General features: G+C 41.7%; 18 protein-coding genes. 10 read left to right on the plus strand and 8 right to left on the minus strand.

All coding sequences use genetic code 11. From position 1 onward, the window contains the following. Positions 1-12: 12 nt before the first annotated feature. The 3 genes from FO442_RS01315 (at position 13) to FO442_RS01325 (ending at position 3,072) form a co-directional block, all read left to right on the plus strand. On the plus strand, positions 13-471 hold the full coding sequence (locus FO442_RS01315) for a lipocalin family protein (RefSeq protein WP_144331330.1): 459 nt from the start codon (positions 13-15) through the stop codon (positions 469-471). A 390-nt stretch (positions 472-861) separates the two neighbouring features. Beyond that, entirely contained in the window at positions 862-1,650 is a 789-nt protein-coding gene (gene proC, locus FO442_RS01320) for a pyrroline-5-carboxylate reductase (RefSeq protein ID WP_144331331.1), read from the plus strand. Positions 1,651-1,758: 108 nt separating this feature from the next. Beyond that, positions 1,759-3,072 carry a DEAD/DEAH box helicase gene (locus tag FO442_RS01325; RefSeq protein ID WP_144331332.1) on the plus strand — a complete coding sequence of 438 codons (1,314 nt, stop codon included), beginning with the start codon at positions 1,759-1,761 and terminating at the stop codon, positions 3,070-3,072. 76 nt (positions 3,073-3,148) lie between these two features. Here FO442_RS01325 and FO442_RS01330 read toward each other — a convergent pair whose 3' ends face one another. Further along, on the minus strand, positions 3,149-3,571 hold the full coding sequence (locus FO442_RS01330; protein WP_144331333.1) for an acyl-CoA thioesterase: 423 nt from the start codon (positions 3,569-3,571) through the stop codon (positions 3,149-3,151). 199 nt (positions 3,572-3,770) lie between these two features. Here FO442_RS01330 and FO442_RS01335 point away from each other — a divergent pair, with 199 nt between their 5' ends. Genes FO442_RS01335 through FO442_RS01350 form a run of 5 tightly spaced genes read left to right on the plus strand, consistent with a single transcriptional unit; the run spans position 3,771 to position 7,765 of the window. Then, positions 3,771-5,636 carry a carbamoyltransferase family protein gene (locus FO442_RS01335; protein ID WP_144331334.1) on the plus strand — a complete coding sequence of 622 codons (1,866 nt, stop codon included), beginning with the start codon at positions 3,771-3,773 and terminating at the stop codon, positions 5,634-5,636. Positions 5,637-5,644: 8 nt separating this feature from the next. Continuing rightward, positions 5,645-6,853: a hypothetical protein gene (locus FO442_RS01340; RefSeq protein WP_144331335.1), complete on the plus strand. Its 1,209-nt coding sequence runs from the start codon at positions 5,645-5,647 to the stop codon at positions 6,851-6,853. Continuing rightward, positions 6,854-7,003, plus strand: a complete 150-nt coding sequence (locus tag FO442_RS18670; RefSeq protein ID WP_186279823.1) for a DUF5989 family protein — start codon at positions 6,854-6,856, stop codon at positions 7,001-7,003. 12 nt (positions 7,004-7,015) lie between these two features. Continuing rightward, positions 7,016-7,393, plus strand: coding sequence for a hypothetical protein (locus FO442_RS01345; RefSeq protein WP_144331336.1), 378 nt, complete (start codon positions 7,016-7,018; stop codon positions 7,391-7,393). A 51-nt stretch (positions 7,394-7,444) separates the two neighbouring features. Further along, complete coding sequence (locus FO442_RS01350) at positions 7,445-7,765, plus strand: antibiotic biosynthesis monooxygenase family protein (RefSeq protein WP_144331337.1); 321 nt, start codon at positions 7,445-7,447, stop codon at positions 7,763-7,765. A gap of 5 nt (positions 7,766-7,770) precedes the next feature. Here FO442_RS01350 and hisIE read toward each other — a convergent pair whose 3' ends face one another. Genes hisIE through hisG form a run of 7 tightly spaced genes read right to left on the minus strand, consistent with a single transcriptional unit; the run spans position 7,771 to position 14,797 of the window. Beyond that, positions 7,771-8,358 (minus strand): bifunctional phosphoribosyl-AMP cyclohydrolase/phosphoribosyl-ATP diphosphatase HisIE, encoded by a 588-nt coding sequence (gene hisIE, locus FO442_RS01355; protein WP_144331338.1) that lies wholly within the window; start codon positions 8,356-8,358, stop codon positions 7,771-7,773. Between the two features lie 7 nt (positions 8,359-8,365). Then, complete coding sequence (gene hisF / locus FO442_RS01360; protein WP_144331339.1) at positions 8,366-9,121, minus strand: imidazole glycerol phosphate synthase subunit HisF; 756 nt, start codon at positions 9,119-9,121, stop codon at positions 8,366-8,368. After that, a complete protein-coding gene (gene hisA, locus FO442_RS01365) occupies positions 9,108-9,836 on the minus strand; it encodes a 1-(5-phosphoribosyl)-5-[(5-phosphoribosylamino)methylideneamino]imidazole-4-carboxamide isomerase (RefSeq protein ID WP_144331340.1) in 729 nt (242 codons plus the stop codon). The genes hisF and hisA overlap by 14 nt, the downstream gene beginning before the upstream one ends. Then, complete coding sequence (locus FO442_RS01370) at positions 9,833-10,471, minus strand: imidazole glycerol phosphate synthase subunit HisH (protein WP_144331341.1); 639 nt, start codon at positions 10,469-10,471, stop codon at positions 9,833-9,835. The genes hisA and FO442_RS01370 overlap by 4 nt, the downstream gene beginning before the upstream one ends. Further along, positions 10,471-11,607: a bifunctional histidinol-phosphatase/imidazoleglycerol-phosphate dehydratase HisB gene (gene hisB / locus FO442_RS01375; protein WP_144331342.1), complete on the minus strand. Its 1,137-nt coding sequence runs from the start codon at positions 11,605-11,607 to the stop codon at positions 10,471-10,473. The genes FO442_RS01370 and hisB overlap by 1 nt, the downstream gene beginning before the upstream one ends. After that, positions 11,604-13,937 (minus strand): histidinol dehydrogenase, encoded by a 2,334-nt coding sequence (gene hisD, locus FO442_RS01380; RefSeq protein WP_144331343.1) that lies wholly within the window; start codon positions 13,935-13,937, stop codon positions 11,604-11,606. The genes hisB and hisD overlap by 4 nt, the downstream gene beginning before the upstream one ends. 2 nt (positions 13,938-13,939) lie before the next feature. Continuing rightward, positions 13,940-14,797 carry an ATP phosphoribosyltransferase gene (gene hisG / locus FO442_RS01385; RefSeq protein WP_144331344.1) on the minus strand — a complete coding sequence of 286 codons (858 nt, stop codon included), beginning with the start codon at positions 14,795-14,797 and terminating at the stop codon, positions 13,940-13,942. A gap of 354 nt (positions 14,798-15,151) precedes the next feature. On the opposite strand from hisG, the gene FO442_RS01390 reads away from it, so the two are divergent. Together FO442_RS01390 and FO442_RS01395 are read left to right on the plus strand one after the other, a co-directional pair. Next, the gene (locus tag FO442_RS01390; protein WP_144331345.1) at positions 15,152-16,213 is read left to right on the plus strand and encodes a sensor histidine kinase; all 1,062 of its coding nucleotides are present in this window, start codon (positions 15,152-15,154) and stop codon (positions 16,211-16,213) included. Continuing rightward, positions 16,194-16,937, plus strand: coding sequence for a LytR/AlgR family response regulator transcription factor (locus tag FO442_RS01395; RefSeq protein WP_144331346.1), 744 nt, complete (start codon positions 16,194-16,196; stop codon positions 16,935-16,937). The genes FO442_RS01390 and FO442_RS01395 overlap by 20 nt, the downstream gene beginning before the upstream one ends. The last annotated feature ends 22 nt before the right edge of the window (positions 16,938-16,959 follow it).

A 16,959-nucleotide genomic window follows, 5' to 3' on the forward strand; every position in this document is an offset into this window, starting at 1 on the left:
TATATTTAGGTCATGAAGCGATCGACAGTTAATCTTTTAACATTTTTCGTGCTACTACTTGTTGTTTCCTGTTCTACCGATTCGAGAGAACCTGAAAATAAAGTGGCACAAAAAATAGCTATTACCGGCAGATGGGTTTTAATTAAATCGGAAGATTCGGGTTCCAGGAAAACGAATCACCAAAACCAACCTTCAGATGTAGTTCTGAATATTCAAAAGAACGGATTCTTTATCATTTACGATACGTTTGTTGATCCGAAATGGAGAAAGAGAGGTCTTCCGTTAATCCAGGAGCGATCTTCCGGACAATGGACTTTAAAGGATTCCCTTTTCACCATGATCCATGACGACAAAGACACTTCTTATACCGAAGATTTTAAAATTGTGCGTTGCAACGGAGCCGAATTGGTGACGGAGCGTTCCAATAAGAAAACAATTGTTTACAGAACATACGGGAAAAAGAAAGAATAAAAAACCCATACAGCGTCCCGCCACAGCGGGAAAATTCTGAACGCCTCAGAAAGCACGATTTGGTTCGCTGTTTTTCTTTGTAATCTGCCGTTTACGTCATGTAAAACCGAATCGGTTGCAGCCCGCCATTAAAAAACTAAGACTCCCCGTTCGTAGTAAAAAAATGTTAGACGTCAACAATTTCACTGCATGGGTTAGTCCGTCAGTTGACGGACGGTTATTTACACTCGGCCTCAGCCGACGAATAACATTTTAAAAGTACGAAATCTGTTTACAGTATTCAAGGATTCTTCGCAGTTTATTCGAATTTTAACAAGAAATAGGGCCCGCCCAAAAGGAAAGCGGAAACACGTTGTTAAATTAATCTTATTTTTGTCGCAAAATTGTGAAATGGAAAAGATCGGAATTATTGGATGTGGAAACCTGGGATTGTCTTTATTAAAAGGGTTTCGCAAACAATACCCCGATGCTCATCTATTCGGTACACGAAGAACTGTCTCCGACCTGATGGGTTTTGGAGACGATAAAACACACTTTACGTCTGATAATCAATCTGTCATGGAACAATGTGATTATCTGATTGTTGCTCTGAAACCATATACCATCTTGTCTTTTTTTGAAGAGCACCGGGATTTTTTCGATCCGGAACGGCATACCATTATTAGTGTTGCAACCGGCATTACTTTAGGTGAAATCAAAGGTGCTTTGAAACGGGATAATCTCTCACTTTATCGCGGAATGCCCAATACGGCTGCAGATGTACAGGAAAGTATTACTGCATTAAGTGGCGGGACAGATCCCCTGAACAGAAAGGAAGAAGTGAGCGAACTCTTCCGGGCAATTGGTGATATTGTTTGGATTAATGAACAGTTAATGGAATCTGCAACCATTCTCGGAGCTTGTGGAATTGCTTATGTTTTACGTTTTATCCGTGCAATGATCCAAGGTGGGATTGAAGTTGGTTTTGATGCAAAAACAGCGAATAAGATTGTCAGTCAGACCGTAAAAGGTGCAGCGCAGCTTTTGATTCAAAATGGATTGCACCCGGAAGAAGAAATTGACAAAGTAACAACTCCCAAGGGTTGTACAATTGTTGGTTTGAATGAAATGGAACACAGCGGGTTCAGTTCTGCATTGATTAAAGGGATAGTGACAAGCTATCAGAAGATTGAGCGGTAAAATCTGGGATTAACAGTTAGTAAGTTTGCTAACATGCTAATCAAATTCAAATAGACGTAATAACGCAATAGTACGTCCAGGTCATTTAGAAACTTGTACCTTTGTCGGATGAGTCAGTTCCCCCACTCCAATTTCTCTCTTGAAAAACTCGGCATTTCTTCTCTGAATGAAATGCAACAGCAAATGCTTGAATCTTCCAAAACCAATCAGGAGATCATTTTGCATGCCCCTACCGGTTCCGGTAAAACAGTGGCTTTTCTGCTGACAGCTTTGGGGAAATTGAATAAAGAACAAACTTCCGTTCAGTTATTAATCATTTCACCTACACGCGAACTCTCGATTCAGATTGAGGATGTATTCAAAAAGCTGAGTACGGGATTTAAAGTAAACACCTGTTACGGTGGACATTCCATGCGGGTAGAAGAAAATAACCTCTCGGTACCTCCTGCTGTTTTGATCGGAACCCCGGGGAGACTGGCAGATCATGTGAGAAGGAAAAATATTGATCTGTCTGAGGTTCATACTTTGGTTTTGGATGAATTTGATAAATCCCTGCAAATGGGATTTGAATCGGATATGACTGAAATTATCCAGGAGTTGCAATCACTTCAGAACAAATACCTGGTTTCAGCGACTAAACTGGAAAACATTCCAACGTTTACACAAATTAAAAAACCGGTAACAATTGATTTTCTGATCGAAAAAAGTCATCGAATCAATTATTTCGGGGTGCAAATGAATGGTTCCGATAAACTGGATTTGTTATTGGAATTATTATGCAATCTTCCGGAGGGAAAGACCATCATTTTTTGCAATCACCGCGAACCCGTTGTAGAGATTACCGATTTTTTGAAAGAAAATGGGATCATCGCAGTTGCTTATCATGGAGGTATGGAGCAAGATGACCGGGAACGCGCACTGATCCGTTTCAGAAATGGAAGCGCCGATTTTTTGGTTTCGACAGATCTGGCAGCCAGAGGACTGGATATTCCGGCGGTAGAGCACGTCATCCATTATCAATTACCTTTGAAAGAGGCTGAATTTATTCACAGAAGTGGCAGAACAGGACGACAGGATGCTGACGGTGTTGTATTTATGTTCCTGGATTCAGGGAAAAATGTTCCGGATTTCATCCCGGAGCACCATCATTATGAGGTGATTCCAAATGAACCGCTTCCTGAACGTCCGAAATGGAAAACTATTTATATCAGTGCCGGAAAGAAGGATAAGGTCAATAAAGTGGATATTGTTGGTTTTCTCCACAAAACAGGCGGCTTAAGACCTGATGAGATTGGTCTTATTACCGTAATGGATTACAGTTCTTTTGTCGCAATCAGCAGTGAAATAGCGGAAGAAGTCGTTCCCGAATTACGGGATAAAAAGATCAAAGGGAAAAAACAAAAGATTGGCTTCGCACGATAAAAAAGTTCGAAAGTTCAAGAGTTCAAAATAGTTTAAACTTTTGAACCATTTAAACCCTTTGAACTTGCAATTAACGTTAAGCTAATTGAGGAAATTTCTTCATTGTTTCAATCACCATCTGCGGTGTTGGATTTGCTAATTTGCGTTTTTGCGTATCAATCCAGGCGCCGTCAATCGTAATAGTAGCACACAACTCCCCTCTTTGGTTGGTCAATATATGCTGCATCGTCCAGCGGGAACCGTCTTCTGCAATGGATTTAATGAACAAACTAATCGTTATTTCATCATGCATGTGGATTTCTTTCCGAAAAACACATTCTTCACGGAATAAGATCGGTCCGAAATGGTTTTCCTGCATAACTTTCAATGAAAGGCCCAAATTATTTAAAACTTCTACACGCTGCTGAGCTCCCCAATCGTAATATGCACTATGTCTTACATGATAATTCGGATCAAGGTCCGACCACCGGATAGAAATAACTTTACTAAACGAATCCATGTGCTTTTTTTTTGCGAAGATACGAAATATTTATGCGTGCAGAGTAATTACAGGAAATTCCGGAGCAACTTCTTAACACCAGATTCTTTATGAATAATATACCTTGTCACTTGCTTCCTGCGATTAATGAATTATTTTTGTTCCTCTTCAAAATGAAGGAACGTTTTTAACGTTAGTAAAACAGATTTAAATTGCGCGAATGAAAAAAGTCTTAGGGATTTCTGCCTTCTATCACGATTCGGCTGCTGCCTTGGTTATTGGAGGCAAAATTATTGCCGCAGCTCAGGAGGAACGATTTACGCGCGACAAACATACTCCTGATTTTCCTGTTGAATCAGTGAAATACTGTCTGGAAGAAGCCGGACTTGAAATTGACGATCTGGATGCCATTGTTTTCTACGATAAACCGCTCCTGAAATTTGAACGTTTACTTCAAACGTATTATTCCTTTTCACCGAAAGGATTGGTTTCTTTCCTGAAAGCAATTCCCGTTTGGATCAATGAGAAAATGTTCCTGAAAAAAATGATTCATGAAGGATTAAAAGAAGTAGGACCATACGAGAAAAAGAATGTAAAACTGCTTTTCCCGGAACACCATTTGTCTCATGCAGCCAGTGCCTTCTATCCCTCTTCATTCAAAGAATCTGCGATCCTGACTATTGACGGTGTGGGTGAATGGTGTACTGCTTCCATTGGTTTGGGAACCGGCGAAAAGATTGAATTATTGCGCGAAATGGAATTCCCGCATTCTGTGGGCTTGCTCTACAGTGCATTTACATATTATTTGGGGTTTACGGTTAATTCCGGGGAATATAAGTTAATGGGACTCGCTCCCTACGGAAATGAACACGCTGATCAAACCAAAGAATTTATCCGGAAAATCAAAACGGAATTAGTTGATATTAAGGATGATGGATCGGTTTGGTTAAATCAAAAGTACTTTAACTACGCAACCGGGCTTCGGATGGTACACGACCGGAAATGGAAGGAATTATTTGGTGTTGCCCGTCGGGAAGGAGAATCTGAATTGGAACAGGTTCATTGTAATTTAGCTATTGCCATTCAAAAGGTGACGGAAGAGATTGTCATTTTGATGGCAAAGGAAGCAAAACGACTGACAAACTCCGAATATTTATGTATGGCAGGAGGTGTTGCACTCAATTGTGTGGCAAATGGGAAGTTGTTGGAAGAACAGATTTTCAAAGATATATATATCCAGGCTGCTTCCGGCGATGCCGGTGGAGCTTTAGGAGCAGCTTTGGCAGTTTCTTACATGTATTTTGAGGAAGAACGGGTAATTGATTATTCTTACGACCAGATGAACGGAACTTACCTTGGACCGGATTATTCTGAAAAAGAAATTCAATCCATGAATAAGCGCACCCATGCACGTTACAGGAAATACGATGATTTCAATGAATTGACTTCCTTTGTAGCCTCCAAACTGGCAGACGGAAATGTGGTCGGCTGGTTCCAGGGAAGAATGGAATTCGGTCCGCGGGCCCTGGGAAACAGAAGTATTTTGGGTGACGCCCGTAACCCTGAAATGCAGAAAAAATTAAACCTGAAGATCAAATACCGAGAAGGATTTCGACCTTTTGCGCCATCTGTTTTGGCGGAAGATGCACGGGAATATTTCGACTTACAGGCCGATTCACCTTACATGCTGGTAGTTGCTCCGGTGAAAGAAAGCCGGAGATTGAAATTACCGGACAACTATAACGAACTTCCGCTTTGGGAACGCTTGTATCATCAGCGAAGCGATTTACAATCGATCACCCACCTGGATTTTTCAGCCCGTGTTCAATCGGTTTACAAAGAGACAAATCCACGGTATCACGCATTGATTGAGGAGTTCAAGAAACAGACTTCTTACGGATTGGTAGTGAACACCAGTTTTAATGTTCGGGGAGAACCCATTGTTTGCACACCCTACGATGCGTTTCGCTGTTTTATGAGTACGGAAATGGATTACTTAGTAATCGGAGATTTCGTTTATGCCAAAACGGAACAGGAAGATTGGGAAAACAAGGAAAAGTGGATGGTCAAATTTAAAATGGACTAAACAGCATGATGAATAAATTCAAATCTTTCGTCAAAGCGAATAAACGAACTTTTTTTGTCTTGTTATTGGCTTTAATCAGCTTGTTTTCTTACAACGTGACTAAAAACGGCATCGGGAGTGAAATTTTTGGCTGGTTGCGGTTGTGGAAATACGTTTCCCTCTTAGTCATCCTGACCAGTTTTTATGTACTCTTTTTAAAAGGAAAACGGGTTATCCTGGCAAATGTGACTTTGATTGCCTTGCTCCTGCTTCTGGTAGAAACGGTTCTTTTCTTTGTTTTGGGAATGCCTTCAGCTTTCAAGAAAGACTTCAGTGTTCCAGACCTGCCCGAAAATCACATTGCGCGTCAGGTTGGAATGACTTATTATCCTGACAGCGTTTATCACGATGTGAAAGTGATCGGAAATAACGATACCGTTTTTGATGTTCAGTATTCAATCGATCACATGAACAAACGCATTACCCCGGGTTTTGATTCCACGAAAACGAAGTATGCCTTGTTTTTCGGTTGTTCCATTGGTTTTGGATATGGGTTGGAAGATGATCAGACTTTGGCATACCAGGTTCAGGAGCAATCAGCCAACACGAACTCCTATAATTTCTGTATTTCAGCTACCGGAACCAATCACATGCTGGCGCAGTTCCAGTACCGCGATCTTTCCAAACAAGTTGCAGAAAAAGATGGCTGTGCGTATTACATTTTCTTCTGGGATCATATTTACCGGGCGATCGGAACGATGCATCGCTATACGGAATGGCTTCATTTGGCTCCGTATTATGAAATGAAAGACGGAAAATTGGTGCGCAATAAATTATTCAAAGACGGACGCCCGTTTATTTCCGGTTGTTATGAGCGCTTATACCAAACCAACATTGTAAAGTATTTTGAAGCGGATTTACCCTTGAAATTAAACGATTCACATTTTGACCTGGTTTCGGAAATGGTGCTTCAAACCAAGAAAGAATATGAAAAGCAATTTGGGAACGATCAATTCTATTTGGTTTTTTATCCGAATTATGTGGCATATACCCCGGAAGAAATGCGCATTTTTAAATCTTATTTGACAAAGAAGCAGATTAAGTTTATAGATTTGTCGCAAACAATTACCTATCAAGGCAAATATACACTTGGTGGAGATTCGCATCCGAATGCGGGAACAAATAAATTAATGGCAAAATACCTTCTTCAGAAAGCGAAGAAACAACACTTGAACTAAATGGAATTTTTACGCGACTTATGGCGCTTTATGAAAGAGCGAAAGAAATTTTGGTTAGCACCGGTAATCATCATTCTTCTGTTAATCGGAATTTTGATTGTTTTTGGTGGGTCCAGTGCCATTGCACCGTTTATCTATTCGTTGTTTTAAGTTCTTCCAAATATGAGTGCTCCCAAACAAAAAGCTTCCAATCCGGCTAAAACGGTCCTGACAATCGTCGTTGGTTTCATCCTGATCTATTTGATTACCAAATGGAAATGGAGTTTGTCTGTGGCATTTTTCGTTGGTTTGGCAGGTGTTCTGTCTGATTTCATTGCCAAATGGATTGATTTCGTTTGGATGAAATTGACACTTGTTTTGAGTTACATCGTACCGAACATTGTTCTGAGTCTCATTTTCTATCTGTTCCTCTTCCCGATCGCCATGCTCACAAGACTTTTCGGAAAGAAAGACCCGATGCATTTGAAAAACACCGCTTCTACGCTGTTTGTGCACAATGAAAAGACGTTCGACAAAGCATATTTTGAGAAGCATTGGTAAAGACGTTTGTAAACCTTTTAGTTAAATGGTTCTGTAAATAAATGAGTTAACATGTTTACCGTAAGCTACCGTTTCACCATTCATCCGCAGCAAAATGAAGCCTTAGAAGGGGCCTGGAAAGAAGTGACCAAATTGATTTACCAACATTGCGGCAGTTTGGGTTCCCGGCTCTACAAAGCTTCCGAAGATTCCTATATAGGCATTGCACAATGGCCGGATAAAGCTACCTGGGAAACCTACGATTTAACTGAGGCAGATCCGAACGATTGGCGTGCCAAAATGAGAGCCTGCTGCATCTCCACCGAAAAACTGGATGAACTGGAATTGATCCATGATTTATGGGCGGAGAAACCATTCCATGAACACTTGTAGTTCAATTACTCCTGCATTCTTCTTCGCAAAACTTCTAAAATCTCACTCAAAGAAACCTCCTTCGCCCGCAGCAAGATCAAATAGTGAAACAACAAATCAGCGGCTTCCTCTTTGAATAGCTCAGGTTCGTTCCGCATCGCTTCAATAACCATTTCCACTCCTTCTTCGCCTACTTTTTGAGCAATCTTGGGCAAGCCTTTTTCAATAAGCGATTGAATGTATGATCTTTCCTTGGGAATGGTGAATCGTTCGTCAATGGTATCGATGAGTTTGCTTAAGGTATCCGATGGACAAGGTTTTATTTCACCAAAACAGGAAGTTGTTCCGCTGTGACAGGTCGGTCCTTTTGCTTTTGCCAGAATGAGCAAAGTGTCTTCATCACAGTCCAGTGACCAATTGATCAATTCCAGGTAATTGCCGGAAGTTGCCCCTTTTACCCAAATCTCATTTCTGGATCTCGAAAAGAAAGTTACTAATCTGGTTTTCAATGTTTGATTGAAGGAAGCTTCGGTCATATAACCCAGCATAAGTACTTGGTTTGTTTGTGAGTCCTGGATAATAGTTGGGATGAATCCGTTGTTATCGTATTTCATGAGATCATCAGTTTCTAATTCGTGTTATTTTACTTAATTCATTCTTTAGTTCCGGGATGGAAATCTCCCCGAAATGAAAGATACTTGCTGCTAATCCACCCGTAACAGGTGTTTGTGTGAACAATTCTTCAAAATGAGTGATCGTTCCTGCTCCACCGGAAGCGATGATTGGAACGGAAACCAATTGTTCCGCCTCTTTGTAAAAATCCAGTGCAAACCCATTTTTTGTTCCATCTCCATCCATGGAAGTGATCAACAACTCCCCGGCTCCCAATGAAACTACTTTTTGAAGCCATTTCAGTGCATCTATTCCGGTGTCTCGTTTTCCTCCATGTGTATGGACGACCCAGGACTCTCCGCTTTTCCGGATGTCAATAGCTACCACAATACATTGACTCCCAAACACATTTGCCAATTCGGTAATTAATGCGGGATTCTTCACAGCGGACGAATTGATCGAAACTTTATCAGCTCCGCTCCGAAGCAATTTTCGGGCAGTTTCTACAGAAGAAATTCCTCCTCCGACCGTAAAAGGAATATTTACTTCGCTTGCCACTGCTTCTACGATGGGTAAAAAAGTCCCGCGTTCCTCATTTGTTGCCGAAATATCAAGCAAAACGAGTTCATCAGCACCTTGTTTGCTGTAAAGCTTTGCCAATTCTACCGGATCACCTGCGTCACGAATTCCTTCAAAGTTGGTTCCTTTTACAGTTCGTCCGTTTTGAATATCCAGACACGGAATAATTCGTTTATACACCTGCATCGTTGAAAAATTTTAGTGTTGCCAAAGTGATATCTCCTTCCAATAATGCTTTCCCTACCACACAGCCATAACATCCGACAGCTCTGAGTTCCTGTAAATCTGAACTGTTTCTCACTCCACCACTTGCAACCCAGCGTTGATTCGGGAATTTTCCAATCAGAGAGCGATACATTGGGACATTTGGTCCTGAGCCTGTTCCGTCCTTCCGGATATCGGTTGTCAGAATGGTGAGTGCTTTGAATGACTCAAAATACCGCATCAATTCTTCCAGCGAAATCCCTGTATTTTCCTGCCAACCATGAATTTTCAGGCTTGTTCCATCCGTATCGAGTGCCAGGATGAACCTTTTCGTCCCGAATTCATTGATCCAGGAACAAACCAATTCAGGATCTCTTACGCATAAACTTCCAATTACAACCTGATTTGCTCCCATTTCAAGAAGCGAAACGACATCTTCTCTGGTTTTTATCCCGCCGCCAAAATCTACTTTTAATCCTGTTTTTAAAGCGATTTCTTTCATCAGTTCTGCATGAACTATTTGTCCTGTTCTTGCACCGGAAAGATCTACCAAATGCAGGTATTCGAGACCACTTTCCTCGATTTTCCGGGCATAGTGAACAGGGTCTAAATCATAGTTTGTTTGCTCGGTGTATTTACCTTGATATAGCCGGACGATTTGCATGTCCAGGATATCGATTGCCGGTATTGCGATCATAATGCTAAAAATTGATTGAGTAATTGTTCCCCGGCTGAACCACTTTTTTCCGGGTGAAATTGTACACCGTAGAAGTTGTCTTTCTTCAATGCGGCGGAAAACGGGACTGGATACGATGCAATTCCCCAGGTATCTTCGCAGATTTCGGCAGCATAACTGTGGACAAAATAGAATGTTTCTGCTTTTCCATCAATCTGAACATCGTTCCAACCCATGTGAGGGACGGGGTAATTTGAACGCATCTCCCGTGATTTCCCCTCAAAACTACCAGTTTGCCATTTGCCAAATTGGCGAATTGGTAAATTGGTAAATTGGAATTGGATTGATTCAATTCGAACCTGAAAAATACCCAAACCGTCTAATTTCCCTTCTTCATTCCATCCGCACATCAACTGCATCCCCAAACAAATCCCTAAAACAGGTTGCGCCAATGTGGGGATAACTTTATCCAATCCGTGATCTTTCAATTGTTTCATGGCGCTTTTGGCATGACCAACTCCCGGGAAAATCACATGTGTAGCCGAGCGAATTTCGGCTTCATCACGTGTCAAGATCACCTCTTTCCCCAATCGTTTAAGAGCTTGCTGCACGGAAAACAGGTTTCCCGCTCCATAATCAATCACTGCTATTTTCATTACAATTCATTTTTAGTTGTAGGGAGCAGATCCCAATTCCCCGATCGGCCTTTGGCCATCAGGATTGCTTTTGCAAATGCTTTGAAGATCGATTCTATTTTGTGGTGTTCGTTTTCACCGGTTGCTTGAATGTAAATGTTGCAACGTGCTGTAAAACAGAATGATTTGAAAAAATGTTTTACCATTTCAGTTGGTAATTTCCCAAGGTATTCCCGTTTTAATTCCACATCCCAGATCAATTCGGGTCGACCGCCAAAATCTATAGCACAGGTAGCAAAACAATCGTCCATAGGTAAACAGAAGCCGTAGCGTTCGATTCCTTTTTTTGAACCGAGTGCCTGATCCATTGCCAATCCCAAAGCCAATGCGGTGTCTTCGATCGTGTGGTGTTCATCGATATTCAGATCACCATTCATGGATAATTCAAGATCCAGCTGTCCGTGACGTGCCAATTGGTCCAGCATGTGATCGAAGAAATCGATTCCAGTATCAATTTTGGATATTCCGATCCCATCAAGGTCTAGAATTAAAGAACAATCTGTTTCTGCAGTTGTTTTCCGGATTTCCACCTTTCGAACTCCCAAACGCAAATCTGCAAGCAGATCTTCCCAATTCGTGACCCTTCTCAAAAGCACCTTTTCAAGCTCTTCCTTTGAAAATTGCAACTCGCCGCTAACATCGATCTCCTGAGTTTGCAGCAAAAAGGCTTTACACCCCAGGTTTTTTGCCAGTTCTACATCTGTCCAGCGATCACCGATCACGAAAGAATGCTCCAAATCATAGAGATCTGATAAATACTTTGTAAGCATTCCTGTACGTGGCTTCCGGTTGGGTGAATTCTCGTCCGGAAAAGAACGGTCGATACATTCTTCAGAAAAGACAACCCCTTCACTTTCCAGGATATCCACCATCAATTGGTGGGGACCGATAAAATCTTCATAGGGAAAAGCTGCTGTTCCTAAACCATCTTGGTTTGTTACCAATACCAGTTCGTATTCATTCCAGGAAACGATGGTTTTCAATGCCGAAATAGCTCCTTTCAAAAATTGAAGTTTCTGATAGGAATCAACCTGGCAGCCGATTGGCTCCCGGATGATTGTTCCGTCACGATCAATAAACAATACTTTCTTTTTCATGCGTTTTGAATGAGTTGAATGAATTTGTTGTTTTCCTCTTGTGTTCCGATGCTTACGCGTAGGGTATCCGAACAATTGGACTGGGTACTTCTGTCCCGCACGACTACCCCATTTTCAAGCAATTTGTTATAAACAGCGGAAGCATTTTGAATGCGAAACAAGATGAAATTGGCTTCCGAAGGAAATACTTCAATTACCGACGGAACAGATCTCAGCAAATCGAACAAGCGTTCCCGTTCACGGATGATTTCAGCTTTCAGCGTATTCCACGGAATGGTCTTTAGTTGGCTGATCGCCGTTTCCTGTACTTGGGTACTCAGGTTATATGGTGGTTTTATGCGATTCAAAGCACGAATCCATTCGTTCGCGGCGATGGCCATTCCTATGCGCAAACCAGCCATTCCATATGCTTTTGACAGTGTTTGAACAACAAGCAGATTGGAATAGTTCATCACCTCGTCAGCTAGGGAATGCTCCGGGCAGAAATCAATGTATGCCTCGTCAATCACGACCAATCCTTCAAATTTTTGAATAATTTCCAGCAGTCCGGACTTTGAAATAACCTTTCCTGTGGGGTTGTTTGGGTTACACAAGATCAATACCCTGGAATCCGCAGCCTGAAGCAGAATTTCTGAAATGGAAACCCCGAAACGCTCGTCGAGATTAATTTCCCTGGTCCTCAACCCATTGATTTTTGCCAGTGTGGAATACATTCCATAGGAAGGATTTAGATAGGCAACCGAATCCTGGAAAGGAGTCGTTGTCAGACGCAAAATCAAATCCAGCACTTCGTCCGATCCGTTTCCCAGGAATAGCTGTTCTACCTGGATTTTTTTTAGTGCGCTAATAGCCTTTTTGAGTTTCCGTTGTTTTGGATCAGGGTAACGATTGTACGGTGAATCAAAGGGATTTTCATTGGCATCCAGGAATACCTGACTGATTCCCTCGTATTCATTACGGGCAGAACTGTAAGGTTGCATATTCCGCAAATCTTTCCGGATAAATCGTTTTATATCCCGTGAATCAGCATTTAAAGGAGATTGAAAGCCGGAAATCCCTGCTTCCAGCCTGACTTTCACCGCATTGGCATGTCCCTGCAGGTTTTCTGCCTCCGCCATGGTAATCACTGTTTGTCCGAGTTTCAGTAATCCCTGATCGCTTACCCGTTGATAACTTATTTTTTTTACAAAAGAGTCCAGGGAAACTCCGCTGAAGGCTCGTGCAAATCCGGAAGTGGGCAAGGTATGATTGGTCCCGGAAGCATAATCTCCAAAGCTTTCAGCAGTATTTTTCCCGATGAACACACTTCCTGCATTGGTAATTTCGTCAACCAGAAACTCTTCGTATTCCCCCATAACAATAACGTGTTCAGGTGCATAGTAATTGATAATCTCCGGCCAATTTTCAGACTTTGAGACAATTGCCGTGCTTGATTTCAATGCTGTACGAGCGATGTTATTCCTGGGGAGCTTTTCTAGTTGCCGTTCAACTTCGCTTAAAACGCTATTCAAATAAGACTCATCATCTGTAAGAAAAACAACGTGTGAATCGGCTCCATGTTCGGCTTGGGCCAATAAATCCGCTGCAACAAATGAAGCGGAAATCGAACCATCGGATGCAACCAGCACTTCCGAAGGTCCGGCAGGCAGATCTATGGCAATTCCCAGATTTTGAGCGTAGATTTTTGCAGCAGTAACGTATTGGTTTCCAGGGCCAAATAGTTTATCTGCTTTCGGAATAGTTTCGGTACCTAAACTCATCGCTGCAATAGCCTGTGCTCCACCTACTTTATAAACCAGGGTGATTCCGGCTATTTTTGCCGCAACTAAAATAGCGGGGTGAATTTTCCCTTGCTTATCCGGCGGTGTACACAAATACCGAACAGGGTTTCCAGCAATTTTGGCAGGAATCCCCAACATCAGCACGGTTGAAAATAATGGCGCCGTTCCACCGGGAACATACAATCCGACGGTTTGAACCGGGACAGATTTTCGCCAGCAAATTACCCCGGGAGTTGTTTCCACTTCCTGTTCCCTGTTTTCCTGTGACCGGTGAAAGCGTTCGATATTCCGTGCTGCGGTTCGAATGGCTGTTTTCAACTCTTCGGAAACCAGTTTTTCCGCTTCGGCAAATTCATTCTCCGAAACTGCCAGCGATTGAATGGTTACCCCGTCAAATTGAAGTGTCCATGCGTTCAATGCTTTATCCCCATTCCTTCTGACTTCAGAAAATACCTTCAAAATCAATGGGTCCAAATCAAGCGGTTCCAGTTTCGGGCGCGTTAACCCTTCAATTAATGCGTTTTGTGATGGATTTATCAGTGTTTTCATAATTATGAGACCATTTTTTCGATGGGGCAAACCAGGATTCCTTCTGCGCCGGCAGATTTTAAGCGTTGAACAACCTGCCAGATTTCTTTTTGTTTGACAACCGAGTGTATACTTACCCATCCCTCCATTGCGAGCGGCAATATTGTGGGACTTTTCATCCCCGGAAGAATAGTGCAGATGGATTCCAACTGATCTTTCGGTGCGTTGAGTAAAATGTACTTGTTCTCATTGGCAGACAAAACCGACTGAATCCGGAAGACCAATTGATCGAGCAATCCCTGTTTTTCCGGATCGAAATTCATTCCCTTGATCAAAACTGCTTCGGAATAAAGGAAAGAGAACACTTCGCGGAGGTTGTTTTGAAACAAGGTGTTCCCGGTGGAAACAATATCCGCAATTGCATCTGCCAGGTTCAATGAAGGTGCGATTTCAACGGACCCGGAAATGGTATGGATTTCAGCCTGTAATCCTTCTTTTTGGAGGAATTTCCGAACTGAATTCGGATAGGAAGTGGCAATGCGTTTTTCCTTCAAGTCTTGTGCGGAATGAATGTTGGAAGATTTCGGAACGGCAAACGACAGCCGGCATTTGGAGAAGTTGAGTGCCTGGATGATTTCCACCGGAGTTTCATCTTCTTCCAGGAGGTTGGAACCAACAATACCCAAGTCGACAACACCATCTGCTACATACTGCGGAATATCACTGTTGCGCAGGAACAGGAGTTCTGCCGGATAATCGGAGGTGATTACTTTGAGTTGACCGTCCCGGTAATCGACCTTCAAGCCGCATTCTTTCAAGAGTTCCAGAGAACCTTCCTGTAATCGACCTGATTTTTGTAAAGCAATAATTAAACGTTTCATGTTTTAAATTATGCCTGACTTCCAAAAGAGTGATGTAAACGAAATGACAACAAAAAACCCGCCTGAAAGCCAAGCGGGTTAAAGAGTTATAGGGATACAATCATCTCACCAAAGCGCTTAGCTGTGCAATTGATGATGATGATGTAATTGTGTCATTTTCATGATGCAAATGTAACGCAATAATTTAAAATCCAACAAAATTGCCAAAAAATGTTTGTAAAATTTGATTAAAAAGCCCCTAACTATCCGCTTTTTACCGGTAGTTACGGGTTTTAGTGCGTTCAACCACTCATTTTGTCCGGTTCGTCTAAAAAATTGAATCCCAATTAAACGGGATTCGTTATTTTGTCTTCCATGTTTGAGATTCCATATAAAAAACTTACAATCAATGCCTTTGTTACCTCTTGTTTAATCGGACTTTTAGCTATTGCAACGCATGCCCTGATGAATACCAAATCATGGTTGTGGCTGATTCAAATTGGAAGTTTGGTAGCAGGATTGTTCCTAATGACTTCTTTCATCAATATTTTTGTATTGTTTTTACTTGAAAAGAGCGGTCAAAAAACAACCTTCACAGCTTCAAGGTACACCCTAAGTTTTATAGGGGTCTCATTGCTTGCCATAGCCAGTTATTTTCTTTCTATCCGTTTTCACAGCGAACACGACGGAATGCTGCGCTTTGTAAAACCACGTCCATTGACAGAAAATCACTTACGCATGTATGTTTTTTTTATTCTCATTTTTGCCATTAACGCCATTGTTTTATTGATTCACAACCTGCTTTTAATGAAAGACCTGAAAAACAAGGTGGAATTAGAGAATGCGGCGTTGAAACTTAAGAACCTGGAAGCCACTTACGAGCAGTTGAAACAACAAATTCACCCACATTTCTTATTCAATAGCCTGAGTACACTTAAATCACTTATTCAGCGTAATCGGGAAACGGCAGAAGATTATCTGGTAAAACTATCGGGATTCCTGCGCATCACAATGGATCAAACCAAAACAGATTTGGTGATTGTTGAAGAAGAATTGGTGATTTGTAAACAATATCTCGAAATGCAAAAAATCCGCTTTGGCGATTCACTGAATTATAGGATCGAAATTCCGGACGAAGATCAAAAAGCTCATATCCCCTTTTTCTCTATTCTACCTTTATTGGAAAACGCCATTAAACATAACTCGCTTACGTTTCAAAAGCCGTTGGAAATTACACTTAGTTCAAATAATGGGTTTATTCAGGTGAAGAATCGAAAGCAATTGCGCGAATCCGTTGAACAAGGGATGAATTCCGGCTTAAATAACCTCAAACAACGCTACTGGATGCTTTCGAACGAGGAAGTAGTAATTGAAGACAGCAGCGAATGGTTCAGTGTGAAAATCAAATTGCTTCGGGATGAGAATTGTGATTATTGAAGATGAGGCGTTGACTGCTGCAGATTTGAAGGATTCCATTTTGAAAGTAGCGACTTCAAGCAAAATTGATGCAGTGTTGGGTTCTATTCAGGAAGCAGAAGAGTATTTCCTGGGAAATCCGTTGCCCGAATTGTTGTTTTGTGACATTCAATTGGGGGATGGTTCTATTTTCGATTTACTGAACAAAGTGAATATAGATGTTCCGATCATTTTCTGTACAGCATATAACGAACATGCTTTGCAAGCCTTCAAACTCAATGGCATAGAATACATATTGAAGCCGTTTAGCAAAGAAGATGTTCTCCGGGCACTGAACAAATACGAGCGCTTGAGATCTTCCTTCAAGAGCCGGTTTGATTACAATCAGCTACAATTACCGAAACAGCAGCACCTGCTGGTCCATTACCGGGATACCATTGTTCCTGTTCCTTTTTCAGACATTGGAATGATCTTTATTGCCAACCAGGTAGTTTATCTGCAAACGTTCGCAAATAAAAAATATGTATTGCACAAAACATTGGAAGAATTGGAGCAAACGCTTGACAGGCAATTTTTCCGGGTAAATCGTACTGCTATCATCAACAAAAAATTGGTTCAGGAAGTCGGCAAACTACTTACCCGAAAACTGCTCATTCAACTCCCTCCTGATTTTAAAACAGATCTGAAACTCACAGTGAGTAAGACAAAAGCACCAGCGTTTTTGAAGTGGATGAAAGGCATATAAACCAAGTTTGGTTGCCTGAACT

The organism is Fluviicola chungangensis, assembly GCF_007558725.1.
In the GTDB taxonomy this organism is placed as follows: Bacteria; Bacteroidota; Bacteroidia; order Flavobacteriales_D; family Crocinitomicaceae; genus Fluviicola; species Fluviicola chungangensis.